Annotated in this window: 26 protein-coding genes and 1 tRNA gene; 18 read left to right on the top strand and 9 right to left on the bottom strand. The window is 60.4% G+C overall.

Annotated features, from left to right (window positions below; genetic code table 11):
- Nucleotides 1-94: 94 nt before the first annotated feature.
- The 6 genes from phoU to phoR form a co-directional block, all read right to left on the bottom strand.
- Nucleotides 95-808, bottom strand: a complete 714-nt coding sequence (phoU, locus tag BS629_RS08930) for a phosphate signaling complex protein PhoU (RefSeq protein WP_018244645.1) — start codon at nucleotides 806-808, stop codon at nucleotides 95-97.
- 44 nt (nucleotides 809-852) lie between these two features.
- Nucleotides 853-1,668, bottom strand: coding sequence for a phosphate ABC transporter ATP-binding protein PstB (gene pstB, locus BS629_RS08925; protein ID WP_003556197.1), 816 nt, complete (start codon nucleotides 1,666-1,668; stop codon nucleotides 853-855).
- A gap of 15 nt (nucleotides 1,669-1,683) precedes the next feature.
- The gene (gene pstA, locus BS629_RS08920) at nucleotides 1,684-3,006 is read right to left on the bottom strand and encodes a phosphate ABC transporter permease PstA (RefSeq protein ID WP_018244644.1); all 1,323 of its coding nucleotides are present in this window, start codon (nucleotides 3,004-3,006) and stop codon (nucleotides 1,684-1,686) included.
- Nucleotides 3,003-4,484 (bottom strand): phosphate ABC transporter permease subunit PstC, encoded by a 1,482-nt coding sequence (pstC, locus tag BS629_RS08915; RefSeq protein WP_026188607.1) that lies wholly within the window; start codon nucleotides 4,482-4,484, stop codon nucleotides 3,003-3,005. Before pstC ends, pstA begins: the two co-directional genes overlap by 4 nt.
- Nucleotides 4,485-4,655: 171 nt before the next feature.
- Nucleotides 4,656-5,690 carry a substrate-binding domain-containing protein gene (locus BS629_RS08910; RefSeq protein ID WP_018244642.1) on the bottom strand — a complete coding sequence of 345 codons (1,035 nt, stop codon included), beginning with the start codon at nucleotides 5,688-5,690 and terminating at the stop codon, nucleotides 4,656-4,658.
- 676 nt (nucleotides 5,691-6,366) lie between these two features.
- Entirely contained in the window at nucleotides 6,367-7,590 is a 1,224-nt protein-coding gene (gene phoR, locus BS629_RS08905) for a phosphate regulon sensor histidine kinase PhoR (RefSeq protein WP_018244641.1), read from the bottom strand.
- Between the two features lie 242 nt (nucleotides 7,591-7,832).
- Between phoR and ppk2 the strand changes: the two genes are divergently transcribed.
- Complete coding sequence (ppk2, locus tag BS629_RS08900; protein ID WP_026188606.1) at nucleotides 7,833-8,714, top strand: polyphosphate kinase 2; 882 nt, start codon at nucleotides 7,833-7,835, stop codon at nucleotides 8,712-8,714.
- A 111-nt stretch (nucleotides 8,715-8,825) separates the two neighbouring features.
- On the opposite strand, the gene BS629_RS08895 is transcribed toward ppk2, so the two are convergent.
- Complete coding sequence (locus BS629_RS08895; protein ID WP_018244639.1) at nucleotides 8,826-10,013, bottom strand: hypothetical protein; 1,188 nt, start codon at nucleotides 10,011-10,013, stop codon at nucleotides 8,826-8,828.
- Nucleotides 10,014-10,301: 288 nt separating this feature from the next.
- Between BS629_RS08895 and BS629_RS08890 the strand changes: the two genes are divergently transcribed.
- The 15 genes from BS629_RS08890 (at nucleotide 10,302) to BS629_RS08820 (ending at nucleotide 22,469) form a co-directional block, all read left to right on the top strand.
- Nucleotides 10,302-11,261 (top strand): NAD(P)H-dependent flavin oxidoreductase, encoded by a 960-nt coding sequence (locus BS629_RS08890; RefSeq protein WP_018244638.1) that lies wholly within the window; start codon nucleotides 10,302-10,304, stop codon nucleotides 11,259-11,261.
- Between the two features lie 110 nt (nucleotides 11,262-11,371).
- Nucleotides 11,372-11,447, top strand: a tRNA-Thr gene (locus BS629_RS08885).
- Between the two features lie 365 nt (nucleotides 11,448-11,812).
- Nucleotides 11,813-13,456 carry a cytochrome-c oxidase, cbb3-type subunit I gene (gene ccoN / locus BS629_RS08880; RefSeq protein WP_018244637.1) on the top strand — a complete coding sequence of 548 codons (1,644 nt, stop codon included), beginning with the start codon at nucleotides 11,813-11,815 and terminating at the stop codon, nucleotides 13,454-13,456.
- Between the two features lie 3 nt (nucleotides 13,457-13,459).
- Complete coding sequence (gene ccoO, locus BS629_RS08875; RefSeq protein WP_018244636.1) at nucleotides 13,460-14,212, top strand: cytochrome-c oxidase, cbb3-type subunit II; 753 nt, start codon at nucleotides 13,460-13,462, stop codon at nucleotides 14,210-14,212.
- 18 nt (nucleotides 14,213-14,230) lie between these two features.
- Nucleotides 14,231-14,401: a CcoQ/FixQ family Cbb3-type cytochrome c oxidase assembly chaperone gene (locus BS629_RS08870; protein ID WP_003546168.1), complete on the top strand. Its 171-nt coding sequence runs from the start codon at nucleotides 14,231-14,233 to the stop codon at nucleotides 14,399-14,401.
- A complete protein-coding gene (ccoP, locus tag BS629_RS08865; protein ID WP_018244635.1) occupies nucleotides 14,392-15,270 on the top strand; it encodes a cytochrome-c oxidase, cbb3-type subunit III in 879 nt (292 codons plus the stop codon). The genes BS629_RS08870 and ccoP overlap by 10 nt, the downstream gene beginning before the upstream one ends.
- Nucleotides 15,267-15,461, top strand: coding sequence for a hypothetical protein (locus BS629_RS08860; RefSeq protein WP_018244634.1), 195 nt, complete (start codon nucleotides 15,267-15,269; stop codon nucleotides 15,459-15,461). The genes ccoP and BS629_RS08860 overlap by 4 nt, the downstream gene beginning before the upstream one ends.
- The gene (locus BS629_RS08855; RefSeq protein WP_018244633.1) at nucleotides 15,462-16,286 is read left to right on the top strand and encodes a DUF2189 domain-containing protein; all 825 of its coding nucleotides are present in this window, start codon (nucleotides 15,462-15,464) and stop codon (nucleotides 16,284-16,286) included.
- A 13-nt stretch (nucleotides 16,287-16,299) separates the two neighbouring features.
- Entirely contained in the window at nucleotides 16,300-18,567 is a 2,268-nt protein-coding gene (locus BS629_RS08850; protein ID WP_018244632.1) for a heavy metal translocating P-type ATPase, read from the top strand.
- The gene (ccoS, locus tag BS629_RS08845) at nucleotides 18,568-18,726 is read left to right on the top strand and encodes a cbb3-type cytochrome oxidase assembly protein CcoS (protein ID WP_018244631.1); all 159 of its coding nucleotides are present in this window, start codon (nucleotides 18,568-18,570) and stop codon (nucleotides 18,724-18,726) included.
- Between the two features lie 34 nt (nucleotides 18,727-18,760).
- Nucleotides 18,761-19,072 (top strand): hypothetical protein, encoded by a 312-nt coding sequence (locus BS629_RS08840; protein ID WP_018244630.1) that lies wholly within the window; start codon nucleotides 18,761-18,763, stop codon nucleotides 19,070-19,072.
- Between the two features lie 118 nt (nucleotides 19,073-19,190).
- Nucleotides 19,191-19,604: a hypothetical protein gene (locus tag BS629_RS08835; RefSeq protein ID WP_018517355.1), complete on the top strand. Its 414-nt coding sequence runs from the start codon at nucleotides 19,191-19,193 to the stop codon at nucleotides 19,602-19,604.
- A gap of 254 nt (nucleotides 19,605-19,858) precedes the next feature.
- Nucleotides 19,859-21,349 (top strand): MDR family MFS transporter, encoded by a 1,491-nt coding sequence (locus BS629_RS08830; RefSeq protein WP_018244628.1) that lies wholly within the window; start codon nucleotides 19,859-19,861, stop codon nucleotides 21,347-21,349.
- A gap of 40 nt (nucleotides 21,350-21,389) precedes the next feature.
- The gene (locus tag BS629_RS08825) at nucleotides 21,390-21,830 is read left to right on the top strand and encodes a hypothetical protein (RefSeq protein ID WP_018244627.1); all 441 of its coding nucleotides are present in this window, start codon (nucleotides 21,390-21,392) and stop codon (nucleotides 21,828-21,830) included.
- Nucleotides 21,831-21,893: 63 nt separating this feature from the next.
- Nucleotides 21,894-22,469 carry an AAA family ATPase gene (locus BS629_RS08820; protein ID WP_018244626.1) on the top strand — a complete coding sequence of 192 codons (576 nt, stop codon included), beginning with the start codon at nucleotides 21,894-21,896 and terminating at the stop codon, nucleotides 22,467-22,469.
- A gap of 98 nt (nucleotides 22,470-22,567) precedes the next feature.
- Here the strand turns inward: BS629_RS08820 and BS629_RS08815 are convergent, their stop codons facing one another.
- Nucleotides 22,568-23,413 (bottom strand): class I SAM-dependent methyltransferase, encoded by an 846-nt coding sequence (locus BS629_RS08815; RefSeq protein WP_018244625.1) that lies wholly within the window; start codon nucleotides 23,411-23,413, stop codon nucleotides 22,568-22,570.
- 277 nt (nucleotides 23,414-23,690) lie between these two features.
- On the opposite strand from BS629_RS08815, the gene BS629_RS08810 reads away from it, so the two are divergent.
- Nucleotides 23,691-23,942, top strand: coding sequence for a hypothetical protein (locus BS629_RS08810; protein WP_018244624.1), 252 nt, complete (start codon nucleotides 23,691-23,693; stop codon nucleotides 23,940-23,942).
- Between the two features lie 139 nt (nucleotides 23,943-24,081).
- On the opposite strand, the gene BS629_RS08805 is transcribed toward BS629_RS08810, so the two are convergent.
- Nucleotides 24,082-24,459 carry a nuclear transport factor 2 family protein gene (locus BS629_RS08805; RefSeq protein ID WP_018244623.1) on the bottom strand — a complete coding sequence of 126 codons (378 nt, stop codon included), beginning with the start codon at nucleotides 24,457-24,459 and terminating at the stop codon, nucleotides 24,082-24,084.
- A 126-nt stretch (nucleotides 24,460-24,585) separates the two neighbouring features.
- Between BS629_RS08805 and BS629_RS08800 the strand changes: the two genes are divergently transcribed.
- Entirely contained in the window at nucleotides 24,586-25,044 is a 459-nt protein-coding gene (locus BS629_RS08800) for a MarR family winged helix-turn-helix transcriptional regulator (RefSeq protein ID WP_018244622.1), read from the top strand.
- The last annotated feature ends 24 nt before the right edge of the window (nucleotides 25,045-25,068 follow it).

Genomic DNA, 25,068 nt, shown 5'->3' with positions numbered 1-25,068 from the left:
GATTTAAGCAATGCATCCTGCGCAAATTCAGAAATTGGCTGCGACCTCTTGCGCGCCCGGACGGGCGCGCACGCAAGTGGCGGGGTGTGGGCGGTTATTCGGTGACCGCGCCGACGGTGTTGGCGCTGTCGTCCTTCGGACGGTCGCCTTCCGGCTGCGCGCCTGTCGTCATGTAATAGATCGTCTCGGCGATGTTGGTGGCGTGGTCGCCGATGCGCTCGATGTTCTTGGCGCAGAAGAGAAGATGCGTGCAGCTGGTGATGTTGCGCGGATCTTCCATCATGTAGGTCAGGAGCTCGCGGAACAGCGAGGTGTACATCGCGTCGATCTCGTTGTCGCGTTCGCGGATCGCATTCGCCTTGTCGGCGGAACGATTGGTGTAGACGTCGAGCACTTCCTTGAGCTGAACGAGCGCCAACTCGGACAGATGCTCGAGGCCGCGAGCGAGCTTGCGGGGAACGCCGGTGCTCTGGACGGCGATGACGCGCTTGGCGGTGTTCTTGCCGAGGTCGCCGACACGTTCGAGATCGGCGGCGATGCGGATCGAACCCATGATTTCGCGCAGGTCCGAAGCCATCGGCTGACGGCGGGCGATGGTGACAATCGCCTTGTCGCCGATTTCGCGTTCGGCGTGATCGAGGATCACGTCGTCGGAGATGACCTTCTGCGCCAGCGCGGTATCGCCATTGACGAGGGCGCGCACGGCTTCGCTGACCATCTGCTCGGCCAGGCCGCCCATTTCGGAAATCCGCCTGGACAGGAACTTCAAATCATCATCATAAGCAGAAAAAATATGTGTCGATGCCATGGGGCTTTATCCTCGAATAACGGGAAGGCTTGGTGTCGCCAAAATCAGCCGAAGCGACCCATGATGTAGTCCTGGGTGCGCGGATCGTCGGGATTGGTGAACATCTTGTCGGTGTCGTTCTCCTCGACGAGATTGCCGAGGTGGAACATGGCGGTGCGCTGCGAAACGCGCGCGGCCTGCTGCATGGAGTGGGTGACGATGACGATCGTGTAGTTCTCGCGCAGCTCGTGGATCAGCTCCTCGACCTTGGCGGTGGCGATCGGGTCGAGCGCCGAGCAGGGCTCGTCCATCAGGATGACTTCAGGGCTGACGGCAACGGCACGGGCAATGCAGAGGCGCTGCTGCTGACCGCCCGACAGGCCGGTGCCGGATTCGTGCACGCGGTCCTTGACTTCGTTCCAGAGACCGGCGCGCTGCAGGCTGGTCTCGACGATCTGGTCGAGATCGGCCTTCGACTTGGCAAGGCCATGGATGCGCGGGCCGTAGGAGACGTTTTCATAGATCGTCTTCGGGAACGGGTTCGGCTTCTGAAAGACCATGCCGACGCGGGCGCGAAGTTCGACGACGTCGATATCGGGATCATAGATATCGTCGGTGTCGAGGGTGATCTTGCCGGTGACGCGGCAGCCGTCGATCGTGTCGTTCATGCGGTTGAGGCTGCGCAGGAAGGTCGACTTGCCACAGCCAGACGGGCCGATCAGGGCGGTTACGGTGTTTTCGCGGATGTTCAGGTTCACATCGAAAAGCGCGCGCTTTTCGCCGTAGTAAACCGAGACATCCTTTCCGATCATCTTATACGGGACGTTGCTCATCTTGTGATCCAGCGCCTTTTCAACTGCAGCTTCCGTCAACATATTCATGATGTTTAACTCCGTTTACCAGCGGCGCTCGAAGCGACGACGCAAGAGGATGGCGCCCATGTTCATGACGATCAGGAACAGGAGCAGGACGATGATGGCACCCGAAGTACGCTCAACGAAGGCACGTTCGGCCTCGTTGGCCCACATATAGACCTGCACGGGCAGAGCCGTCGAGGGATCGAGCGGTGTCGTCGGCGCGTTGGCGACGAAGGCGACCATGCCGATCAAGAGCAGCGGCGCGGTTTCGCCGAGCGCATGCGCCAGGCCGATGATCGTGCCGGTGAGGATGCCGGGCATGGCGAGCGGCAGAACATGGTGGAACACCATCTGCATCTTCGAAGCGCCGAGGCCGAGCGCTGCGGCGCGGATCGACGGCGGCACGGCGCGCAGAGCCGCACGTGTCGCGATGATGATCGTCGGCAGGGTCATCAGCGTCAGCACCAGGCCACCGACCAGCGAAGCCGAGCGCGGCAGGCCGACGAAGTTGATGAAGACGGAAAGACCGAGCAGGCCGTAGACGATCGAAGGAACCGCGGCGAGGTTGTTGATGTTGACCTCGATCAGATCCGTCAGCTTGTTCTTCGGCGCGAACTCCTCGAGATAGATCGAGGCGGCGACGCCGATCGGCAGGGCGAGCACGAGCACGATCAGCATCAGGTAGAGCGAGCCGATCAGCGCGACGCCAAGGCCTGCGGCCTCCGGACGGCTGGAATTGCCGTTGACGAAGAGGCCGGTGTTGAACTGCTTGTGGAGAGCGCCGCTCGCCTTCAGTTCGTTCATCCAGGCAACCTGCTTGTCGTTGACCTTGCGGTTCTTCTCGTCGACCGACAGGTCGATCTGGCCCTTGTTGGCGCTGTCGACATTGGCGTCGGCGAGCACCGTGACATTGACCGTCTTGCCGATGATCGACGGATCGGCGACGACCATGTCGCGCAGCTGAACCGGCGCCCCCTTGGAGAGCATCGCGGATGCATCGCGCACATCGGGACGGCTTGCGGCATTGACGTTCAGCTGCTTGACGATCGCGTCGCGCAGGAGAACCGGGTAGTTGGCGGCGATCAGCACCGAAGGGTCGGTCGCACGCTTATTGTTCGGGTCGATCGTCTTCTCGGAGAATTCGATCGGCAGGGTAATCGCCGTCTGCTGGAAGGCGGTGTAGCCTTTGCCGATCACCGTCCACAGCAGGATGAAGAGGAAGACGAGACCGAAGGTGATGGCGGCGATGCCATAGGCCTGGAACCGGCGCTCGGCGGCGTAGCGGCGCTTGATGCCGATATCGCGGCGCACTGGCGCCTTGGAAACGGTGACGCCTGAAGTGGGAGAAACAATATCCGTCATTCGTACTGCTCCCGGTATTTGCGCACGATGTAGAGCGCGTAGATATTGAGGCAAAGCGTGATGCAGAACAGCGTGATGCCAAGGGCAAAGGCAACCAGCGTCTGCGGCGAGGTGAACTCAAGGTCACCAGTCAGCTGGTTGACGATCTTGACGGTCACCGTCGTCATCGGCTCGAAGGGGTTGATCTGGATGCGGGCGGCGACACCGGCGGCCAGCACGACGATCATGGTTTCGCCGATGGCGCGCGAAGCCGTCATCAGCAATGCGCCGACGATGCCGGGAAGAGCGGCGGGGAGAACCACTTTCTTGATGGTTTCGGAGCGTGTGGCCCCAAGACCGAGCGAACCGTCACGCAGGGCACGCGGCACGGCGGTGATGATGTCGTCCGACAGCGAGGACACGTAGGGGATCAGCATGATGCCCATGACGATGCCGGCCGTCAGAACGCTCTGCGCCTGGATGAAGTTGCTATAGTTGCCGCTGAGAAGACCGCTGATTTGGGCGGAGAAATCGCGCAGGAACGGGCCGACGGTGACGAGCGCGAAGAAGCCGTAGACGATCGTCGGAATGCCGGCGAGCACTTCGAGGAGCGGCTTGGCGACCCCGCGCACCTTCGGCGAAGCGTATTCGGCCATGTAGATGGCGGCGAAGAGGCCGACCGGCACGGCGACCAGCATCGCCACCAGGCCGATATAAATCGTGCCGAGCAGCAACGGGATGAGGCCGAACTGGCCGAAGGACGAGCTGCCGGCGCCGGCAAAGCGCGGATCCCAGACGGTGCCGAAGAAGAAGTCCATGGCGGGAACGGCCGCAAAGAAGCGCGCAGCTTCCGACAGCATGGAGAGCACGATGCCGATCGTCGTCAGAATGGCGATCGAGGAGGCGAGCAGTAGGCCCCAGAGCATGACGCGCTCGACCCGGTTGCGGGCGCGGAAGCGCGGAGCGATGGAGCGCAGCGCATAGAAGGCGCCGGCAATGGCGAGAGCGAAGACAACAGCCGTCATGGCGATGCGGCTCGTCATGCTCATGGTGTTGAGCTTTTTGGCGGCGTCGAGCATGTAAGGCAGCGGCTGGCCGGCAAGCGGCACACCCTTTTCGAGGAGCTTGGCCTGCAGGGCTGCCGGATCGCTGGAGACCGCCGCAGCTTCATCCGCGGTCAGCATTGTCAGGCCGCGGGCGACCGTCGCCACCATCGAATAACCAAGATCCTGCTCGACCGAGGCTTGCGCCTTGATGTCGTCGGGGACAGCGCCGCGAACCGAGGACTGGATGATGCCGGGGCTGATGGAAAGCCAGAGGCAGAGGACGATGAGGGCAGGAAGAACCGCCCAGATCGCCGCATAGGCGCCGTAATAGGCCGGCCGTGAATGCAATGCGGAGGATCGGCCTCCGGCAAGCGCCGTGGCCCGGCTGCGCGCGACCAGATAGGCGGCGGCTCCGATCACCACAAGGCACAAAAGTATGATGGATGTGCTCATTCGTTACGTCCCCAGGCCCATAGCCCCCAAAAAGCCCGGCAGCTTCATCAGCCTGCCTTCAGCTTCCAATCATGGAGAAGGAATTCCAACCCTGCAGCTCCAGAACCGCCGGCGCGCAGGGACATAAGGCAATGCCGGCGCGGGCTGAAAGGCGCCGCGCCGGCAAAGTCATTACATGGACTTGCCGGCTTCGACGTCCTTGCGGATCGCGTCGCGTTCGGCATCCGGAGCGGCAACCAGGCCGTATTCGACGAGCGGGCTGTCGGGGCCGATCATCTGGTCGGATACGAAGAAGTTGACGTATTCCTTCAGACCCGGAACGGCGCCGAGATGTGCCTTCTTGACGTAGAAGAACAGCGGGCGGGAAACCGGGTAGGTGCCGTTAGCGATCGTTTCCGTGGACGGAACGATACCGCTCATGCTCGCAACCTTGAGCTTGTCGGCGTTGTTTTCGTAGAAGGAAAGGCCGAATACGCCGACGCCGGTCTTGTTGGCGGCGATGCGTGCGAGGGTTTCCGGATAGTCGCCGTCGATGTCAACGGCAGCGCCGTCCTTGCGGACTGCGACGCAGGCCTTGCCCTGGGCAGCCTTGTCGGCGATTTCCTTGGCGATGACGTCGGTTGCGCCAGAGGCCTTGCAGCCGGCGGCGAGAACGTTCTGTTCGAAGACTTCGCGGGTGCCGTGCTTTTCGCCCGGGATGTAGGCAGCGATATCAACAGCCGGAAGCTTCGGGTTGACTTCCGACCACTTCTTGTAGGGGTTGGCGACGAGCTTGCCGTCGACGACGACCTGGGCTGCGAGGGCCTTGTAGATGTCGGCAGGAACGTAGGCGACGTCAGGATTGGAAGCGTCGGTTGCGAAGACGATGCCGTCGTAGCCGATCTTGACTTCCTGGATGTCGGTTACACCGGCAGCCTTGCAGGCTTCGGCTTCGTTCTTGTTGATCGGACGCGAGGCGTTCGCAATGTCGATGGTGTCTTCGCCAACGCCCTTGCAGAATTCCTTCAGACCAGCGCCCGTGCCGCCGGATTCAACGACCGGGGTCTTGAAGTTGGTGAAGGTTTCGCCGAAGGACTCGGCAACGATCTTTGCGTAAGGCAGGACGGTGGACGAACCAGCAACCTGAATCTGGTCGCGGGCGACGGCAGCGCCAGCGAAAGCGGCGGTTGCAGCGAGCGCGGCAACGGTGAGCTTGAAGGTGTTCATGTAAATCTCCCGGCATTGGGCTTGTGTGAGTGCGGCCTTTAGAGAGGCCCTCGCAGTGCCTTTTTTCATCGGCGAGACTCTCTTAGCGCTGTAAGCACCGTCCTTTTATGTCAAAGGCGTGAAACATTTGTGACATGTTAAGCAATTGATTTATAATAATATATTTTAAATAGGCCGATCGATCATGTCGGGCGGCCAGCAAAGTTCGGTGGTCAATCCACCTTGCGTTGCAAAAATCGGCTGCATATCGGTGGCGAATAGCGAAGTGGCGGCTTTCCGGCTTGCGCTCTTTCATCAAGGTCGTTCCGCTTCATTTGCATNGCGGCTTTCCGGCTTGCGCTCTTTCATCAAGGTCGTTCCGCTTCATTTGCATCCGGCTGCCGTCACCGCCCTTCGGACCCTCGTAGACGGGGCGAAGGGACATGCCGCAGCGTCTCGACTCCCTCTTCTCCCCTCGGGGAGAAGGTGCCCGTAGGGCGGATGGGGGGGCCCAGCGAAGCCGGTCTTTCCCGTGCAGGCGTCGTCTCGACCATCGTCAAGGCCCTGGGCACGGTGTCGCGGAATAGGTTTTACGTGAGGGTGTGCCGTGTGGCCCCCTCATCCGCCTGCCGGCACCTTCTCCCCGAGGAGAAAAGATATTTGCGGCAGCCTCTCCGTTCCTCACGCGACATATCTGTCAGAAACGGACGGTAAAGTCGGTGCCCTTGCCGACCTCCGACTTGACGATCAGCCGCGCCCGGTGGCGGGTGAGGATGTGCTTGACGATGGCAAGGCCGAGGCCGGTGCCCTTCTTCGAGCGGCTGTCCTCGATGCTGACGCGATAGAAGCGCTCGGTCAGGCGCGGCACATGCTCGGCGGGAATGCCCGGGCCTTTGTCGACGATGCTGACCTCGACCGGCTGGCCGGTGCCGTTCTTCAGCCAGACATCGACGATCTCGCCCTCCTGGCCGTATTTGCAGGCATTTTCCATCAGGTTTTCGAACACCTGGACAAGCTCGTCGCGGTCTCCCAACACCTCGACCTTGCCGTCGGGCAGATGCAGGTTGATGTCGACGCCGACATCCTTTGCAAGCGGCACCAGTGAATCCCTGACATGGCCGAGCAACGGCACCAGGTCGATCTTCTCATCCGGCGCGATGTGCGATTTCAGCTCCAGGCGAGAGAGCGACAAAAGGTCGTCGACCAGCCTGCTCATGCGCGTCGCCTGATCGAGCATGATATTGAGGAAACGCGCCTGCGCCTTCAGATCGTTCTTTGCCGGCCCCTGGATGGTCTCGATGAAGCCGCGCAGCGAGGCAAGCGGCGTGCGCAGCTCGTGGCTGGCATTGGCGACGAAATCCGAGCGCATGCGGTCGATGCGGCGGACCTCTGAAATATCACGGAAGGAGAGGATGAAATAGCGCTCATGCGGGCCGTCATCGGCCGCGAATTCAATGGGCGCGCTGCGCACGATATAGACGCGCTCGGAGGGCAGCCGCTCGGAATGCTCGATCTGGTTCGGCGCGTTGGTGGCGATGGTTTCGCGCACCATGTCGAGCACACCCGGCGAGCGCAGGCGGGCCGATATATGGGCGCCGAGCGCCACCTCGCCGAAGGCCTTTTCGGCAGCGCGGTTCTGGAAGAGCACCGAGGCATCGTCCGACAGCAGCATGACAGGAAAATCGAGGCCGGAGAGCGTGGCGGAAACCTCCGGCAGGCGGCTTGGCGGCGCCTCCGGCTTGATCTCCACCGGCGGGGCGGGTTCGGTCGCGATGACGGGCGCCTCGTTGAAAAGCGCGGCGAGGATCATCACAAGCAGCAGGACAAGCACCACCCACTTGTTCATGCCGGCGGCAAGCGCGGCGAGCGCGCTGAGGATCGCCGCAAGCAGCACCGGCCGCTCGCGCCTTATGCGCGCCAACAGGCTTTTTCTCCATGGAGTGTCGTCTGGCAAGTGCCCTCGCGGCGTCGATTCGTTTTTCTTTATATTGAACTCTGCCTGATAGCGGCAATTCATGACAGAAGTTTTCGGCTGGCCCTCTGAGATGGGAAAGGCCGCAGCCGAAGCTTAAGAAAAATGACCGGCCGGCCGCGAAAGATTTGATTTTCAACGGTAACTATGTTCGCCTGCACGAGAGAAACGATCAGGCCGAGGAGGAGCATATGGACGAGGACGTCGAAAACAGGGCCGTGGAGTTGGAGATCCGCGGAAAGAAACGCACCTTTGATGTCGACGATCCCATTCTGCCGGACTGGGTGGACGAACATGCGCTGGAATCCGGCGATTTTCCCTACAAGAAGAAGCTCAAGGAAGAGGACTATCTGGAGGAGCTGGAAAAGCTGCAGATCGAACTCGTCAAGGTGCAGTTCTGGCTGCAGGCGACCGGCAAGCGGGTGATGGCGCTGTTTGAGGGACGGGACGCTGCCGGCAAGGGCGGCGCGATCTCCGCCTCCTCCGCGCATATGAACCCTCGCCTTGCGCGCGTCGTGGCGCTGACCAAGCCGACCGAGCGCGAGCAGGGGCAATGGTATTTCCAGCGTTATGTCGCGCAGTTTCCAACGGCCGGCGAATTCGTGCTGTTCGATCGCTCCTGGTACAACCGCGCCGGCGTCGAGCCGGTCATGGGTTTCTGCACGCCGCAGCAATATGAAGACTTCCTCAAGCAGACGCCGCAGCTCGAAAAGATCATCGCCCATGAGGGCATCTTCTTCTTCAAATTCTATCTCGATATCGGCCGCGAGATGCAGCTGAAGCGCTTCCATGACCGTAGGCACGATCCGCTGAAAGTCTGGAAACTGTCGTCGATGGACATCGCGGCGCTGACGAAATGGAGCGATTACAGCGACAAGCGCAACCGGATGCTGAAGGAAACCCATACGGATTTCGCGCCTTGGACGGTGATCCGCGCCAATGACAAGCGGCGGGCGCGCCTCGAGCTGATCCGCCACATGCTGAACAAGATGGATTATGACGGCAAGGACAAAAAGGCGCTGGGAACGGTCGACGCAGAGATCATCGGCTCAGGCCCAGGCTTCCTGAAATAGGGCTTTCTGAAATAAGGCCACCGATTGCATCGGGACCGGGGTCACCGGCTCCGCCGGGACTGAGCCACCGGCTCCGCCGGGGCTGAGCCACCGGCTCCGCCGGGGCTGAGATCATTGCCCCGGCAGGATGCGGATGGCGAAGAGATTGATGCCGCGTGCCTTGCCGTCGAGATCGCTGTTGATCGTCAGCGTGCCCGGCGAATTCGGCGCCAGCGAGCGGTCGAACTTCACCTGCAGCAGCGCATCCGATTTTTCCCGGGTGACGTTGAAGCGATGGCGGGCGCAATTGCCGAGCGTCTGGAAATTGCATTCGACGGTGATCTGGGTCGGCTCGTCGGTGGTGGATTGCAGTGTCAGCGCGATCGTCGAGGATTTGCCGGCAAGCTGCTGCAGCACCGAGGGGGGTACGCTGATCGAGATGTTGCCATCGGCCGTACCGCTCTCGGAAATCAACCGCACGGCAGGGCCGTCATTCTCGGCGATTTTTTCAGTGCGCGCCCGCGGGCCGCTTTGGATCTTGTCGGCGTCTTCAGGCTTGAACAGCGGGATCCAATCGGCCGAGAAGCTGTTCTGCGGATCGATGGTCACCGGCTGATCAGTGTGGGAGGCGGCATTGCCGTCGCCATCGTCATTGCCGGTGAAATCCTCGGGCTGGGTGCTTGCCGGCGGGTTGGCAACGCTGGTGTCGCGCTCTGCCGCCGACATCAGCAGACCTGATGTATGCGCCCACCAGGCGCCGATGCCGATGAAGGCCAGCAGGACGCACCAGACGAGCAGTCTCGAAAAGAATTTTCGCGGCTTGCGGCGGCCTGCCGCCCGCTCCGGACGGAAATCCATATTGGTGGCGCGCTGACCGCGGGTAAGGCGTTCCTCGCCGACGGGGGCGGCAGCCAGATGATCGGCACTCCCGGCATGCACGTCGTCGAGGCTGGACTCGTCGCCGCGGCTTGGGGCCACGTCGGGCGCACGGGTCTCGCCTGAGACCATGGGACCGTCAAACTGATCGATTTCGGCTTGGTGAACCGGCGGCGCCGGCATTTCCACCACGGGCGGCACGGGCACTTCAGGCGGCCTCTGGCGTGGGTGAAGGCGGTCGCGCTCCTCGCCCTCGATGGCGTGGATGGTGCTTTCCAGGCGATGGCGGTGATGGGCGACGACCTCGGTGTCGGTGATATCCTGCTTGCGCAGGCCAGCTTCCAGCGCCTGGCGGGCGGACTGATAGATCCTCGCTCGAACCTCCGGATTATCGCGATCGGAATTCTCGAGCGCAGTTCTGATGGCCGTTTCTAATCCGCTCACATTCAGTCCTTCACCTTGAATTCGGCATCGGACTGCAATCCCCGCCGTTCTCCATCAAAATTCGGTAGCGTCAAGTGCGGCAAACCGCAAGCCTTGCGAGGGCGGGCCGCCGTTGATCGGCGGGGATAATCGGCAGGTTTCACCGCTTGCGGGCCTTATTCTATTAGCTTTCTCGGACGTATATATTCGGGCTGAAATCGACGAAGGCATGGCAGCCGCTCTTTTATCGCCTTTTCATCTCTGTTATGAGATTGACGTTTTCGTAAACGTCAATGGAAGCGACGAACCATGGCCCTGCCCCCGATCCTCAAGGACAGATTGAGACTGCCGGTCATCGGCTCGCCGCTGTTCATCATCTCGCATCCGACGCTGACGCTGGCGCAATGCAAGGCCGGCATCGTCGGGGCGTTTCCGGCGCTGAACGCCCGGCCGGAAAGCCAACTCGACGAATGGCTGGCGGAGATTACCGAGGAGCTTGCCCGCCACGACGCCGCCCATCCGGAGTGGCCGGCCGCCCCCTTTGCCGTCAACCAGATCGTCCACATGTCGAACAAGCGGCTGGAGCACGACCTGTCGCTCTGCGTCAAATACAAGGTGCCGATCGTCATCTCCTCGCTCGGCGCCGTGCCGGAGGTCAACGCCGCCGTGCATTCCTATGGCGGCATCGTGCTGCATGACATCATCAACAACCGCCACGCCCATTCGGCAATCCGCAAGGGGGCTGACGGGCTGATCGCGGTGGCGGCCGGCGCCGGCGGCCATGCCGGCACGCTTTCGCCTTTTGCGCTCGTCCAGGAAATCCGCGAATGGTTCGACGGGCCGCTGCTGCTGGCCGGCGCGATCGCCACCGGCGGCGCCATCCTTGCCGCAGAAGCGATGGGCGCCGACATGGCCTATATCGGCTCGCCCTTCATCGCCACCGAGGAAGCCCGCGCCGCGGACGCCTACAAGCAGGCGATCGTCGCAGGCGCTGCCAGCGATATCGTCTATTCCAACTATTTCACCGGCGTGCACGGCAACTACCTCAAGCCCTCAATCTTGGCTGCCGGCATGGACCCGGACAACCTGCCGCTTGCCGATGTTTCGAAGATGGATTTCGAGCAGGCTGTCGGCGGCGCCAAGGCCTGGAAGGACATATGGGGCAGCGGCCAGGGCATTAGCGCGATCAAGGCGGTCGAGCCGGTGGCCAAACTCGTCGACCGGCTGGAGGACGAATACAGGGCGGCACGCGCCCGGCTGGCGCTCTGAGGCGCCCTCCCCTCTTTTTTGCCAAAGCCATGACAGGGCGCTTGAAATCTTCCAACAATGGCTGTATCAGCGCCATGCAAATCGCGGGCCGCATGCTTCGGCCGCGAGGGGCCGCTTTAGCTCAGGTGGTAGAGCACATCATTCGTAATGATGGGGTCGCAGGTTCGAGTCCTGCAAGCGGCACCATTTTCTTTCGGCGCTTAGGTAGGCTTCAGTTTTCCTGCTTTCATCCCACTGCATAATTCCTTAAATCGGCATCGATTTAAGGATAAAATTATTCGGCAATTCAAAGTGTTACAGCGTCCTTGGCGCGTCTGAAAAGACGCGCGGCGCCTTGGCCAGTGGTGAAGCGCATCCCGCGTTCAAATGACAACGGGAACGTTCGCTCCATGAGCGAATAACACGGTCTTCTGTTTCAGGCACAAATCGGTCCAACGGCGATTGTGATGGACGATCTATGTCTATCTTCGCGTGTGCAGGCTCGCAGAACTGATTGCCTTTCAACGCTTTGTGGCGCACCATCATCGACATAGCCGGGGGGATGGGGAACAATGGGACAACTCACGACCGGCGAACGGGGGTTCGCGGCAGCTATACTTATCGCTTTGATGGTTGTCGGTGTCGCGATGGCGGCCGCTGGCCGCTTCGATCCCATCGGCATTCACGGCGCTATCGTCCTTGTGTATTGCGGCGCGTTGTTCTGCTACATCCTGACTTCGGCTTTCGACGAAGAACCGGATGCTTCGCGCTTTTCCAGCTACTATGACGATCCGATCAAGGTCGGCGTGGCCTTCACATTGGCGTGGGCGATCTTTGGCATGTTCATCGGCGTCTGGGCAGCTGCACAGCTTGCCTGGCCGAGCCTGAATTTCGATACGGCGTGGTCGAGCTTCGGCCGTATACGGCCCGCCCATACGACAGGGGTGATCTTCGGCTTCGGCGGAAACGCGTTGATCGCGACATCATTCCATGTCGTTCAGCGAACATCGCGCGCAAGGTTGGCCGATCAACTCTCGCCCTGGTTCGTGATCTTCGGCTTCAACCTTTTCTGTCTGATCGCGGTCAGCGGGTATTTCATGGGCGTTACCCAGTCCAAGGAATACGCGGAAGCGGAATGGTATGCCGACCTCTGGCTCGTGATCGTTTGGATCGCCTATTTCGCGCTCTTCGTACGCACCTTGGCGCGGCGCAAGGAACCCCACATCTACGTGGCCAACTGGTATTATCTCGCCTTCATCATCGTGGTGGCGATCCTCCACATCGTCAACAACCTGGCAGTGCCGGTATCGTTCGGACACGCCAAAAGCTACACGGTCTGGTCCGGTGTACAGGATGCGATGGTCCAGTGGTGGTACGGGCACAACGCCGTGGCGTTTTTTCTGACGTCGGGCTTCCTGGGGATGCTCTACTATTATCTGCCGATCCGCGCCGAGCGGCCGATTTTTTCCTATCGATTGTCCATTCTCAGCTTCTGGGGGATCACCTTCTTCTACATGTGGGCGGGGTCCCACCATCTCCATTACACCGCGCTGCCTATCTGGGTGCAAAACCTTGGAATGACGTTCTCGGTCATGCTGCTCGTTCCGTCGTGGGCGTCGGCCGGGAACGCGTTGCTCACGTTGAACGGGGCTTGGCATCGCGTGCGTGACGACGCCACTCTTCGCTTCATCATGATGGCGGCGTTCTTCTATGGGCTGTCGACATTCGAAGGGTCTTTCATGGCAATCAGACCCGTCAACTCACTGTCTCATTATACCGATTGGACGGTCGGCCACGTTCATGCCGGTGCGCTGGGCTGGGTTGCCATGATAACGTTCGGCGCGTTCTACACACTCGTTCCATCGATCTGGAAACGCGAAAGGATGTATTCTGCAGCCCTGGTCGAAGTCCACTTCTGGTTGGCGCTTGCTGGCACGCTCATCTACGTTTTCGCCATGTGGAATTCCGGCATTATCCAAGGCTTGATGTGGCGCACTTATTCCGCCGACAACAGTTTGGTCTATTCATTCGTCGACAGTCTGCTGGCGATGTATCCCTACTACATCGCACGCGCTTTCGGAGGGCTGCTTTTCCTCCTTGGGGCGATCGTGGCGAGCTTCAATATCTGGATGACCGTACGAACAGCTCCCGCCGCGGGAGCAGTTCACGATGCGCCCCTGACTTCGGGCATTCTCGAAAACGCACCGGCGGAGTGAGAGATGAGCGAACGTCTGCACGGAAGACTGGAACGTACGGCCGTCGGGTTTATGCTGGCTATCGTTGTAGCGGGAAGCGTCGGCGGGCTCGTCGAGATCGCCCCGCTGTTCACGATCCACGAGACGGTCGAGGACGCCCCCGACATGAGAGTGTACACACCCCTCGAGGCGGCGGGCCGGAACATCTATGTTCGCGAAGGCTGTTACGCCTGCCACAGCCAGATGATCAGAACGCTGCGGGACGAGGTCGAGCGGTACGGTCCTTATTCTCTTGCGGTCGAATCCAAGTACGACCATCCCATGTTGTGGGGATCAAAGCGCACGGGTCCCGATCTGGCGCGCATCGGCGGGAAGTATTCCGATCTCTGGCACGTGGCCCATTTGATCAACCCTCGCGAGGTCGTCCCGGAATCCAATATGCCGTCCTATCAATGGCTGGCGACAACCCCGCTCGATCTGGGCGATCTGCGTGACCAACTGGCGGCCCTGAGAAGCGTGGGAGTGCCTTATACGGATGACATGGTCGCAAACGCGTCTGCCGATGCCTTCGGCCAAGCCAATCCAGATAGCGAACAGTCCTCAGGCGTCACGGAACGTTATGGGCAAGACACGCAGGTCTCTGCGTTTGACGGCGTAAAAACCAGCGTGACGGAAATGGACGCCATGGTCGCCTATCTGCAGGTGCTTGGCCGGCTCACAAAGGCTGCCTACCAGAACACTGCGGCACCGGAGCAGATGCCGAACCCCAACAATTGATTCCTCAGGGGATTTGAAATGGATCTTACCCACGAAACCATGTTGGAACTGTCCAAGGTTTGGGGCCTGTTCTATCTCATTTTGTTTTCGATCGGGGTGATCATCTACACCTTCTGGCCTTCCAACAAGGCGCGCTTCGATCGGGCGGAAACGGACATATTCGATAAGGACGACACCCCATGGCGATAGAGGAAGTCGATCCCGTAACAGGCAGGAAGACGACGGGACACATCTGGAACGGCATCAAGGAGCTCGATACTCCTGTACCGCGCGGGGTTCTGCTCTTCCTGATCATCACCCACCTGTTCGCCGCTCTCTGGTGGATACTGTATCCGACCTGGCCGCTTGGAAGCACATATACGAGGGGCCTGATCGGCACGAGTCAAAAACAGGCGGTAGAGCGAAAGATCATAGAAGCCGATGCTTCGCGCGCGCCCTGGATCGAGAAGATCGAGACCAGTTCCTTTGATGAAATCCGTGCCGACGAAAAGCTGATGGAGAAGGTGGCCTCCAGCGGCCACCAGTTGTTCGGAGACAACTGCGCCGCCTGTCATGGAAGGGACGGCAAGGGCGGACGAGACTTCCCCGATCTTACCGATGACGACTGGCTTTGGGGTGGAGGACCAGAAAAAATCGTCCAGACCATGACGGTGGGCGTCAATACGACGCACTCGCAAAGCCGCGTGTCGCAGATGCCTGCGTTCGGAACAGATGAAATGCTCAACCGAAAACAGGTGAGCGACGTCGCCGCCTATGTCTATTCGTTGAGCAATACGTCCACCGAATCCGTAGACGCCAGCCAGATCGCTGCTGGCCGCCAAGTGTTCATGGCTAGCTGTGTGGCATGCCACGGCGAAGATGCCAAAGGCAAACAGGATGTCGGTGCGCCGAACCTGACCGACGGCCGCTGGATTTACGGCGGGGGTATCGAACGGATCGTCCAGTCGATCCATGGCGGACGGCAGGGACATATGCCCACCTGGGACGAACGCCTAAGTCCAGCTGAGATAAAGATACTCGCGCTTTATGTGAACAAGCTGGGTGGGGGTCAGCCGTGACGCCCGAAGCGAAGAGCCCCATACCCCGCGTTTTCAAGTGGCTGCTGATCGGACTGACCGGCGCGATCTTTGTCGGCGCCAACGCCCATTTTGTTTACATGGCGATCACCACTCAGCCCGCCTGCATCGAGCATATCAAGGAAAAAGGCCAGCAACCCAACCAATTCAGGGCCGCCGCTTCAGCTTGCTGAATGCGCGAGGAGGATCAGATGCCGCAGGACGACACTTCCGGCCGATATCGGAGCGAGGTATCAGGGATACAGGAGACGATGAATCCCAAGTGGCAGCGGCATCTGCCCCTCGGCGCTCCTCTCGGTTGGCTTGGCCAAGGCTGGCAGGACTTGATCCGGCAACCCTGGCCAAGTCTGGCCTACGGGTTCGTGGTGTTCTTACTTGCGTTGGCGGCCACCGTGATGCTGTTTCGGCTCGAGCGCGACTATCTTCTCTTTCCTGCATTGGCGGGCATATTGATCGTCGCCCCGCTCTTTGCCGCAGGGCTCTATGTCAAGAGCAGGAGTTTGGCGAACGGCGAGCGCATCTCGCTTCGTCAGATGTTATTCGTCCGGCCGAGAGCTGGAGGGCAGGTGTTCTTCACGGGGATGCTGCTGTGCATGGTGATGCTGCTCTGGATGAGGGCCGCGGTCATTATCTACGCGCTCTTTTTCGGCGTTAATCCGTTCCCCGGCCTTGGTGGCGTAGCAAGGCTATTGGTCACCACCCCCTCGGGCTGGGGCATGCTGATCGTCGGCTTGTGTGTCGGCGCATTGTTCGCTGGATTCGCTTTTGCAATCGGGGTGTTCTCAATTCCGATGCTTCTGGATAAGCGCATAGACGCCTTCACAGCGATGGGCGTCAGCGTTGTCATGGTCTGGAACAACATGGGACCGTCAATGGTCTGGGGTGCGATCGTGCTCGCCCTCTTCCTCGCCAGCCTGCTGACGGGACTTGTCGGACTCATCGTCGTTTTTCCTTTGCTCGGCCACGCCACATGGCATGCCTACAAGGCAATGAGGTAGCGAGGAAGGGACAATGACCTGCTGCGCGTCAATTGCGTCGTCGCTCCCCGAGCCCGGACCAAGAAGGCCGGGCGTGGACGAGGTTGCGTTGGCAAGCAAGGATTTGGGCAGTGGTCTCAGGCAGATCACCCTGTCCGTCCCGGACATGCGATGTGGCGCATGCATGGCGCTTTTGGAATCGACGCTTGGCAAGCACCCCGAAGTTCACATGGCGCGCGCCAATCTGACGGCGAAGCGTGTGACCATCCATTGGCACGCGGAAAATGGTTCGCCGCCCGATTTTGCCGCCCTGATCGGAACGATCGGGTACACGGCCGTCTTGCCGATGGAAGGCCGCGATCAACCGGACGGTGAGATATCAGGGCTGCTGCGCGCGCTGGCAGTTGCCGGCTTTTGCTCGATGAACATCATGGTGCTGTCCGTATCGGTCTGGGCGGGCGCAGACCCGGCAACACGTCAGACGCTCCACCTGATGTCGGCCGCGCTCGCACTACCGGCCGTGATCTACTCCGGGGCGACATTCTACCGGTCGGCGTGGCGGGCGCTCGTGCACGGTCGGGCAAACATGGATGTGCCGGTCAGCATCGGCGTCCTGCTCTCGTTCGGTCTCAGCGTATACGACACGTTCGCCGAAGGACGGCAAGCTTACTTCGAGGCCAGTACCTCATTGATCTTCATTTTGCTCGTCGGACGCACGCTGGACCATCTGATGCGACGGCGGGCGCGATCGGCGGCGGCGTCTCTGGCCGACATGATGCCGAAAGGCGCTAATGTGATCCGCGCGGATGGACGGATCGAATATGTTCCACTGAGCGACATCGTTTCCGGCACCCGCACCCTGATTGCAGCCGGCGATAGAATTCCAGCTGACGGGACGATTCTCTCCGGCCAGTCGGAACTTGACCGTTCATTGCTGACGGGAGAGAGCCGCTGGGAAGCGGTTGGACCAGGCGGACAGGTTCGCGCGGGAGATTTGAACGTCGGCCATCCCCTGACTGTCGAAGCCACCGCCGCACCAGGAGATTCGACACTCGCCGAGCTGCATAGGATGCTGGAAGCCGTCGAGGACGGCCGGTCTCAATACCAGATACTCGCCGACAGGGCCGCGCGTCTCTATGCTCCGGTTATCCACGGACTGTCGGTGCTGACATTCCTTTCGTGGTTTGCGGTGACACAGGACATCCACCTCTCCCTGACAATTTCGATCTCGGTCCTGATCATTGCCTGCCCTTGTGCGCTGGGACTGGCGGTTCCGATGGTTCAGGTCGTTGCAGCACGCAGATTGTTCACCCACGGCATCGTGGCACGGGACGGATCGGCATTGGAACGTTTGGCGGAAATCGACACCGTCGTTTTCGACAAGACCGGTACGCTGACGCAATACGAGCCGACGCTGTTGACCGGGAACTGGACCGGACCACGGGAATTTTCACTGGCTGTGTCACTGTCGCGGTTTTCGAGCCATCCGATGTCGAGAGCGATCGCGGATTACGCCTCACGGCGTGAGTGGGAGGCTCTCGCGCTCGATGACGTCAGGGAGATACAAGGCAACGGTCTCGAGGCGTCTTTCCGAGGGGAAGTTTATCGACTTGGGCGAGCGGCATGGGCGGTGAGCGGCGATGCAGACGACCGGACTGCTGCAGCTTCTACTATCGTCCTGACGCGACAGGGAGAAATCCTCGCCTCTTTCGTTTTTGGAGAGAAGGTTCGAGCCGGGTCGGCGATGGCGGTGCAGTTCTTGAAGAGCCGCGGCATCGCTGTCGAAATGCTGACGGGCGATGTCCCCGAAGCGGCTCTTGCAGTGGCACGGGAAGTCGGAATCGACTCCGTAAAAGCAGCCGCCCTCCCCAAGGACAAGGCCGAGGCGATCGATGCGTTGCGTGGTCTCGGACGCAAGGTGATGATGATTGGTGACGGAATAAACGACGCGGTCGCGCTGAAGACCGCGCATGTTTCCATGGTTCCGGCGTCAGGAAGCGACATCGGTCGCAGCGCCGCCGATTTCATCCTGCTCAATGGAGACATGGACGGAATAAAGGTCGCGCTGACGACGGCGGGTCGTGCGGCCGTGCTGATCCGCCAAAATTTCGCATTGGCTATCGTCTACAATGCGTGCAGCATTCCTCTCGCGCTGTTGGGTTATGCCAACCCGCTCATCGCCGCGATAGCGATGTCGACGTCGTCGATATTGGTCGTCGCGAATGCGATGAGGCTTGAGATTGACGGAACGCCGCCAGAGCGGGAAATGCGGCGGATAAAAAAGTTGGCGGGAGTGGGATAAATGAGCGCATTGTCGTTTCTGATACCCATAGCTCTGTTCATGGGCATCGCCGGGCTTGGCGCCTTCCTTTGGTCCCTGCGCACCGGTCAGTACGAAGATCTGGATGGCGCAGCAGAAAGGATATTGTCCGAAAAGAACGACAAGCCTCTCAGCGGCTGAAGGATCGATTGTAAATGCTTTGAAGGAGGGTCGAATGGAAGACACGGATAGCCAGTCTCCGCCGGTTGAACATGATGCCGCCCAAGCGTCACGCATCCCTACCATTGATCCATCGGAGGCTGTGACGGGGGTTGCCATTGTCTTGGGTATCCTTGGCGGAGCAATCGGCGTCGTATCCACCTTGTTCCAGGCCGATGCATCCAGTGTTGGCTCCTGGATCGTCTACTGCCTCATTGCAGCGTTGGCGGGCGGCTCTGCAGGGATCGTCGTTGGCGGAATGTTTGGAGCGATTTTCGCGGTAACCAGGGGAATAACGGTACCCGCCCGCAGTGATCGTCAGGGCTGAAGAGGCCAGGCCGAGGTCACCGCCTCCGGCGCAATAGGGCCAACCAGCCCAATCCATCCCGGAACAATGCCGCCGACCAGCTGGTTTTCTCCCTGAGACAACCAGCATGGAGAAAATCATGTCCTGCAAGTTCATCGCGATATCGCTGCTTTCGGTCGGTCTCGCCGGCTCGGCGCTGGCCCAGACGGCCGGTGGCGCGGATGCCAATGGGCGGCTATCGGTGGCGCCGATCATCGGCGGATCAGGGAGTTCGGGCGCAGCCGGTTCCGCCGGGGCCGGGTCGGCTGGCACTGGGTCTGTCAGCGGCGGTGCAGCGGGCACCGGGTCTGTCGGCACAGGCTCGGCGGGAACCGGTTCTGTCGGAATCGATCCCGGCACCACCGGCAGCACGACCGGCAATGGCGGCGTCGACCTCAACAGCGGCCGCAGCACGATCAATCCCGGCGGGGTCAATCCCAACCTGCAGCAGACGCGGGGTTGCACCGGGGGAAGCGCGGACAGCGGCTCGCTCACTGAGGCATGCCCGCAATGAGGATAAGGTGATTAGTTGCCTTCCCCCCTGATGGAACGGAGGCCCGGGCGGAATGGCGCGGGGCCTCCGTTTTCGACCCACCTTCCCTCGACGCGAAAACAAATGCCATCATGAGAAACCGGGCGCGGCCTGCTTTACCGGCCGGGCTTGAGGACGTAAAAGGACGGTATCACTCCGCAAGCGGCGCATCGCCCCACACCAAAGCCAGCCTGCCGATATTTCCGGCATCTGCGGAGCACCCGAAGAGGATCGTCATGTCGAATGTAGCGCAACGCTCGAACCGCGTGCTTATCGTCGCCACCATCATGCTCGCGACCTTCATGGTGGCGATCGAGGCGACGATCGTGGCGACCGCGATGCCGCGCATCGTCGGGCAGCTCGGCGGCTTTTCCTATTACAGCTGGGTGTTTTCGGCCTTCCTGCTGGCGCAGTCGACGACCACTGTTATCTACGGCAAGCTTTCCGACATTTTTGGGCGCAAGCCGGTGCTGATCGGCGGCATCCTGATCTTCCTCGTCGGCTCTTTGCTCTGCGGGCTTGCCTGGTCGATGATGTCGCTGGTGCTGTTCCGGCTGCTGCAGGGGCTGGGCGCCGGCGCCATCCAGCCGGTGACGATGACTGTTATCGGCGATCTCTTCAAGCTCGAAGAACGCGGCCGCGTGCAGGGTGCGATGGCGACCGTCTGGGCGACCTCGGCCGTCGTCGGGCCGCTTGCCGGCGGCATCATCGTCGACAACATCTCCTGGGCCTGGATCTTCTGGATCAACCTGCCGATCGGCATCATCTCGATCATCGCCTTCATGATCTTCCTAAAGGAGGACGTGGCGCACAAGCAGGCAAAGATTGATTACCTCGGCTCGGTGCTGTTTTCGATCTCGATCGTGGCACTGCTCGTCATGTTGACGGAAACCGATGCCAGCGCCTGGATCCTGCTTTCGCTTTTTGCCGTCTTCGTGGTCGCGGGCATCCTCTTCCTCGCCCAGGAGAAGCGGGCGCCGGAGCCGATCATTTCAATCCCGCTCTGGAGCCGCCGGCTGATTGCGACCAGCAATGCGGCAACACTGCTTGCCGGCATGGCGCTGATCGGGCTTTCGACAATCCTGCCGATCTATGTGCAGGGCGTTCTCGGCCGTTCGCCTGTTGTTGCCGGCTTCACGCTCACCATGCTCGTCGTCGGCTGGCCTTTGGCGGTGATGCTTTCCAGCCGCTTCTACAAGGCCTTCGGCATTCGCCGCACGCTGCGCGTCGGCAGCCTGCTGTTTCCCTTCGGCGCCTGTTTTCTTCTGTTCCTGACGCCTGAGAGTTCGCCGGTCGTTGCCGGCGCCGGCTCCTTCTTCATGGGCTTCGGCATGGGTCTCATCAGCCTCACCAGCATCGTGCTGGTGCAGGACAGCGTCGAATGGTCGATGCGCGGCAGTGCCACCGCCTCGATCATCTTTGCCCGCAGCCTCGGCAATACGCTCGGCGCCACCGTGCTCGGCGCCATCCTCAATGCCGGCATCAATCACTATGCGAGCGGCGAAGCGGCGGCAGGACTGCATGACGCACTGAACCAGCCGACCGGGCTCTCGGCGCTCGCCGCCGATCCGGCGATCCGCGCCGTCTTCAATGCGGCGCTGCACTGGAGCTTCTGGGGCGTGGTCGTTGTTGCGGTGCTGACCTTCTTCACCACCTGGCTGATCCCGGTCGGGCATAGTCAGAAGCGTGAGGGGGCGGCCGTCGCAAGCGAGGCGGCTTCGCATTAGGCGGCTCAGCCGTTCGGCGCGACTTAGGTAATAGGCTCTGATGGGTTACGATCTTCACATTACCCGTAAGGCAAATTGGTTCGATGCCTCTCCATCGATCGCTCTCGACGAATGGCTCGAGTACGTTGCCAGTGATCCCGAAATTCAGCATGACGGTTTTGCCGAAACTCCCGCCGCCGACGGGGGTGTTTTACGGGTGGAACAGGCGGGCATATGCGTGTGGAAAGGATACTCCCGCGGCGAAAATCGAAAAAACGCCGCATGGCTTTGGTGGAGCGGAGACAACATCGTTGTCAAAAATCCTGATCAAGAAATCCGTCGGAAAATGTGGCTTATCGCCCAATCTCTCGAAGCCAAAGTCCAGGGGGAAGAGGGAGAATATTATGACCATGATGGCGAGATGATCGTGATGAAAGCCATACTCGCGCCCGAGCCTTCGATGCCTCCCGATCCAAAGCGTCCATGGTGGAAATTCTGGTAGATTCCAGACAATGTTCTGCACTGCGTTGTTGCCGGTGGATTGTATTGGGAGAGTTGTCGGACGATGGGTGTTTTCGTTTTGCTCTTGGGGTTTCCGGGCGTCGGGAAGCTGACAATCGCCAAAGAACTCGGCTCGCTTCTATCAGCAAAGATCATTGACAATCACTGGTTCAACAACCCGATCTTGCGCCTCCTCGACGAGGATCAGACCGCTCCGCTGCCTAAGGGTGTCTGGGAGTACACCGGCAGGGTCCGGCAGGCCGTCCTGGATGCAATCGCCACCTATAGCGGCCCGTCGGCGAATTTCATCTTCACCCATGCCGGCGTCGAAGGCGATGAGCGGAGCACGCGGACGTACCAACAGTTTGTTGACGCCGCCAGACAGCGCGCCGCGGTCTTCGTTCCGGTGAGATTGCTTTGTGCCGAAGAAGAATTGGCGCGTCGCGTTTCCTCCCCCGCAAGGCGCGACTATTTGAAAACGACCGACGTCGAGACTTCAAGAAACCGAAGCCAACAGGCCGTGGTTCTTGATATCCCGCACCAGCACGCGCTAACCCTAGATGTGACGTTCACGTCGCCTTTGGAAAGTGCTGCGGCAATACGGGATCATGTTGTGACCTGCCTGCCGAACGGGAGCTAATTGTGCGATTGCATGCAATGAAAGAGGATATTCCGAAGTGTGGTGTCGTCATCGACGCCACGCTCCCGCTCGCCGTCGTTGTCGACGAGATTTTGAGGCTATCGCGTGCCTGTGATCACAGTTGCTGTTGAGAGAAGGTGAACCTTGCCGTCGCTGACGGATTGGAGAGCGAGCTCCAGGACCTCACGACAGATCTTCTCCCGTGTTGCCGCGTCGGCCCTGGATAGTCCGGCGACAACAGGCGCGGCGATCTCGGTCATGAAGTCCCAATAGCTCGCCGGGGCATCGTGCACCATCATCGCCGACACCTCTTCCACGGCGACGTCGAGAAGGCCCGCCTCTTTGAAGGTCTCGACCATCATGCCTTCCCCCGCGCAGCGGAACAGGCCCGGAGAACCGGAGGGCGGCGGGGGCATGTCCACGTGGCGGGCGATCGTGCCCATGATCGTGGTCGCCCATGGATTTTTGGCAGGCGCGCTCCAGACTGCGGCACAGACCCGCGCCCCGGGCTTTGCGACGCGCGCCATCTCCCTGGCGGCGGCAGCGATATCCGGGAAGAACATAAACCCGAACCGGCATAGGACGGCGTCGAAACTGGCATCGGCAAAAGGCAACGCTCCCGCATCGCATAGGCGAGTTTCGAAGTTTTTGAGGCCACGTCTGGCCGCATTTTCGGCGGCAGCAGTCAGCATATTTTCCGAGAGATCGGTGACGACAACCTGACCCTCGGGGATTGCCGCCGCCGCCGTCAGGCCGGGTTCGCCAGTGCCGGCGGCTATGTCAAGCACGCTAAAGCCGTTGGAGAGATTGGCGCGCCGAAGCATGGCGTCACCAAACGGGGCGAGCCAACCGAGAACCAAGCTGTCCCATTTCTTCCAGCCGGCCGAAAACTTGTCCCATGTCTCACGTTGCTGGTTACGGATATCGTCGAGATTTGCTGACATGCACCGGCTCCCCCATCCGTTCAACCGGCAAAGCCGGGAACGTCGGCACTATGCGCCGCTGATGTCGGGATTCAATGGAAATAAACGCCATCGGGCCAATCGCCAGGCGCGACCAAACCCGTTGGGACGGAGTGATTGAATTGACCAAGCCTATTGGAGCTTTTATACGATAGCTTTTGCGAAACTCCGGACTAGCCAAAAATAATCCTTTTAAATCAATGGGCTTCTCCTGGATGGTGCCAAATCAAGAATACGGAACCAGCGGATTGCTGATGCGATGCAGCCCGGCTGCATGCATCAGCCATGGAGAAACAAAATTATAAAGATCATGGTCTTACTGCACAGCGCCGATGGCATGGCTTGGCAGTCTCCCCCTAAAGGCACCAGCCTGAAGACATTGAGCGAAGCCGAAGAGCAAGGTTTCATCTTGATCCGCGGGGAATTCCAGAAACGGCAATTTCGTCTGACAGAGCTGGGCTCCGACTATGTCGAGCGCGACAAGCGGCGTCTGGAAGCTCGCAGGCTCTGAACCGATACCGCCGGCTAAGCGCGAACTGAACGCACAAGCCAAGCGGCCCGACGGGCGAAAGGCGGGTCTGACAATGGCGCTTTGCAACAGGAGCGGTCATCCGTGAATAGCGAGTACCAGCTTACAGAGCACGCTGGGCTTACAGGGCATCCTGGATATCGAAGCGAACGATCTTATCGCCTTCCATGCGGAAAATATGCGTCACGGTCTTGTCCTTCAGGCCATGGGCCTGCCCCTCCAGCGGCCGGCCATCGAGGTCAAACACCGATTGGATGACCTCGACAGCGACAGCGCCCTCTTCGGTTTCCTCAAATGCGACCGGCTCGACGTGTGGACTGATCATAGCCCACTGACGTCCCCAATAGTCGCGCACGGCCTCACGACCATTGATGTGGCCGCCGTCCATGCCATTGGCCCAGGCGACGTCATCGGAAAGGACGGCCAGGACAGCGTCGATGTCTCTGGCGTTGAAGCTGGCATAGATGCGCTTGATCATTTCGACGTCATTGTTGGACATTTCGTTTCCTCAGTGGAGATTGAAACTTTCTCTGGGCGGCATCGAAACGGCATTGCCTCCTGCCGCGCGTCAAGATACATACGTACATATATATCTCGCGGTCAAGCGCAGGCAAGAGGTGAGCGAATGAATGAAGACGTGCTTTCTACGCCTGGCCATCTCATCAGTCTTGCGGCGCGGGGGTTTGCCCGCCTCAGCGAGTCACGGCTTAAACCGCTCGGCTTCGGTGTCGGTCAGTTGCCTGTCCTCGTCGCGCTGCAAAATGGCAAGGCAAGCACACAGCGCGACCTCGCCCGCTTTGCCAGGATCGAGCAACCGCCGATGGCGCAGATGCTCGCACGCATGGAGAGGGATGGCTTGATTGAGCGGACACGCGACCCGGCTGATGGTCGCAGCAGCCGCATCGTGCTGACAAGAACCGCACAGGAACGCATGCCGGAGGCAATTACGACCCTATTCCAAGGGAATCGTGAGGCATTGACCGGGTTCACGGGTGCGGAAGCGGGACAATTGGTCGATCTGCTCAAGCGGCTGATCGAAAATCTGGATCAGATTGCGAACGCAGAGGCTTCGTCAGGCGATTGATGGTTTTGTGGCCAAACGGACAAT

Source organism: Rhizobium leguminosarum bv. viciae USDA 2370, assembly GCF_002008365.1.
Classification (GTDB): Bacteria; Pseudomonadota; Alphaproteobacteria; order Rhizobiales; family Rhizobiaceae; genus Rhizobium; species Rhizobium leguminosarum.
Note: the sequence above shows the minus strand (reverse complement) of the source record. Positions and strands in the feature narration are given on the sequence as shown.

What these genes read in the sequence shown, in the direction of transcription:
- BS629_RS08840 (WP_018244630.1), top strand. Translation starts at nt 18,761, where the DNA reads ATGGAAGACACGGATAGCCAGTCTCCGCCGGTTGAACATGATGCCGCC.
- BS629_RS08820 (WP_018244626.1), top strand. Translation starts at nt 21,894, where the DNA reads ATGGGTGTTTTCGTTTTGCTCTTGGGGTTTCCGGGCGTCGGGAAGCTG.
- phoU (WP_018244645.1), bottom strand. Translation starts at nt 808, where the DNA reads ATGGCATCGACACATATTTTTTCTGCTTATGATGATGATTTGAAGTTC.
- ppk2 (WP_026188606.1), top strand. Translation starts at nt 7,833, where the DNA reads ATGGACGAGGACGTCGAAAACAGGGCCGTGGAGTTGGAGATCCGCGGA.
- ccoN (WP_018244637.1), top strand. Translation starts at nt 11,813, where the DNA reads ATGGGACAACTCACGACCGGCGAACGGGGGTTCGCGGCAGCTATACTT.
- BS629_RS08830 (WP_018244628.1), top strand. Translation starts at nt 19,859, where the DNA reads ATGTCGAATGTAGCGCAACGCTCGAACCGCGTGCTTATCGTCGCCACC.
- BS629_RS08800 (WP_018244622.1), top strand. Translation starts at nt 24,586, where the DNA reads ATGAATGAAGACGTGCTTTCTACGCCTGGCCATCTCATCAGTCTTGCG.
- BS629_RS08805 (WP_018244623.1), bottom strand. Translation starts at nt 24,459, where the DNA reads ATGTCCAACAATGACGTCGAAATGATCAAGCGCATCTATGCCAGCTTC.
- ccoP (WP_018244635.1), top strand. Translation starts at nt 14,392, where the DNA reads ATGGCGATAGAGGAAGTCGATCCCGTAACAGGCAGGAAGACGACGGGA.
- BS629_RS08825 (WP_018244627.1), top strand. Translation starts at nt 21,390, where the DNA reads ATGGGTTACGATCTTCACATTACCCGTAAGGCAAATTGGTTCGATGCC.
- BS629_RS08815 (WP_018244625.1), bottom strand. Translation starts at nt 23,413, where the DNA reads ATGTCAGCAAATCTCGACGATATCCGTAACCAGCAACGTGAGACATGG.
- BS629_RS08910 (WP_018244642.1), bottom strand. Translation starts at nt 5,690, where the DNA reads ATGAACACCTTCAAGCTCACCGTTGCCGCGCTCGCTGCAACCGCCGCT.
- pstB (WP_003556197.1), bottom strand. Translation starts at nt 1,668, where the DNA reads ATGAATATGTTGACGGAAGCTGCAGTTGAAAAGGCGCTGGATCACAAG.
- BS629_RS08890 (WP_018244638.1), top strand. Translation starts at nt 10,302, where the DNA reads ATGGCCCTGCCCCCGATCCTCAAGGACAGATTGAGACTGCCGGTCATC.
- ccoO (WP_018244636.1), top strand. Translation starts at nt 13,460, where the DNA reads ATGAGCGAACGTCTGCACGGAAGACTGGAACGTACGGCCGTCGGGTTT.
- pstC (WP_026188607.1), bottom strand. Translation starts at nt 4,484, where the DNA reads ATGAGCACATCCATCATACTTTTGTGCCTTGTGGTGATCGGAGCCGCC.
- pstA (WP_018244644.1), bottom strand. Translation starts at nt 3,006, where the DNA reads ATGACGGATATTGTTTCTCCCACTTCAGGCGTCACCGTTTCCAAGGCG.
- BS629_RS08850 (WP_018244632.1), top strand. Translation starts at nt 16,300, where the DNA reads ATGACCTGCTGCGCGTCAATTGCGTCGTCGCTCCCCGAGCCCGGACCA.
- BS629_RS08835 (WP_018517355.1), top strand. Translation starts at nt 19,191, where the DNA reads ATGTCCTGCAAGTTCATCGCGATATCGCTGCTTTCGGTCGGTCTCGCC.
- BS629_RS08855 (WP_018244633.1), top strand. Translation starts at nt 15,462, where the DNA reads ATGCGCGAGGAGGATCAGATGCCGCAGGACGACACTTCCGGCCGATAT.
- ccoS (WP_018244631.1), top strand. Translation starts at nt 18,568, where the DNA reads ATGAGCGCATTGTCGTTTCTGATACCCATAGCTCTGTTCATGGGCATC.
- BS629_RS08810 (WP_018244624.1), top strand. Translation starts at nt 23,691, where the DNA reads ATGCAGCCCGGCTGCATGCATCAGCCATGGAGAAACAAAATTATAAAG.
- BS629_RS08870 (WP_003546168.1), top strand. Translation starts at nt 14,231, where the DNA reads ATGGATCTTACCCACGAAACCATGTTGGAACTGTCCAAGGTTTGGGGC.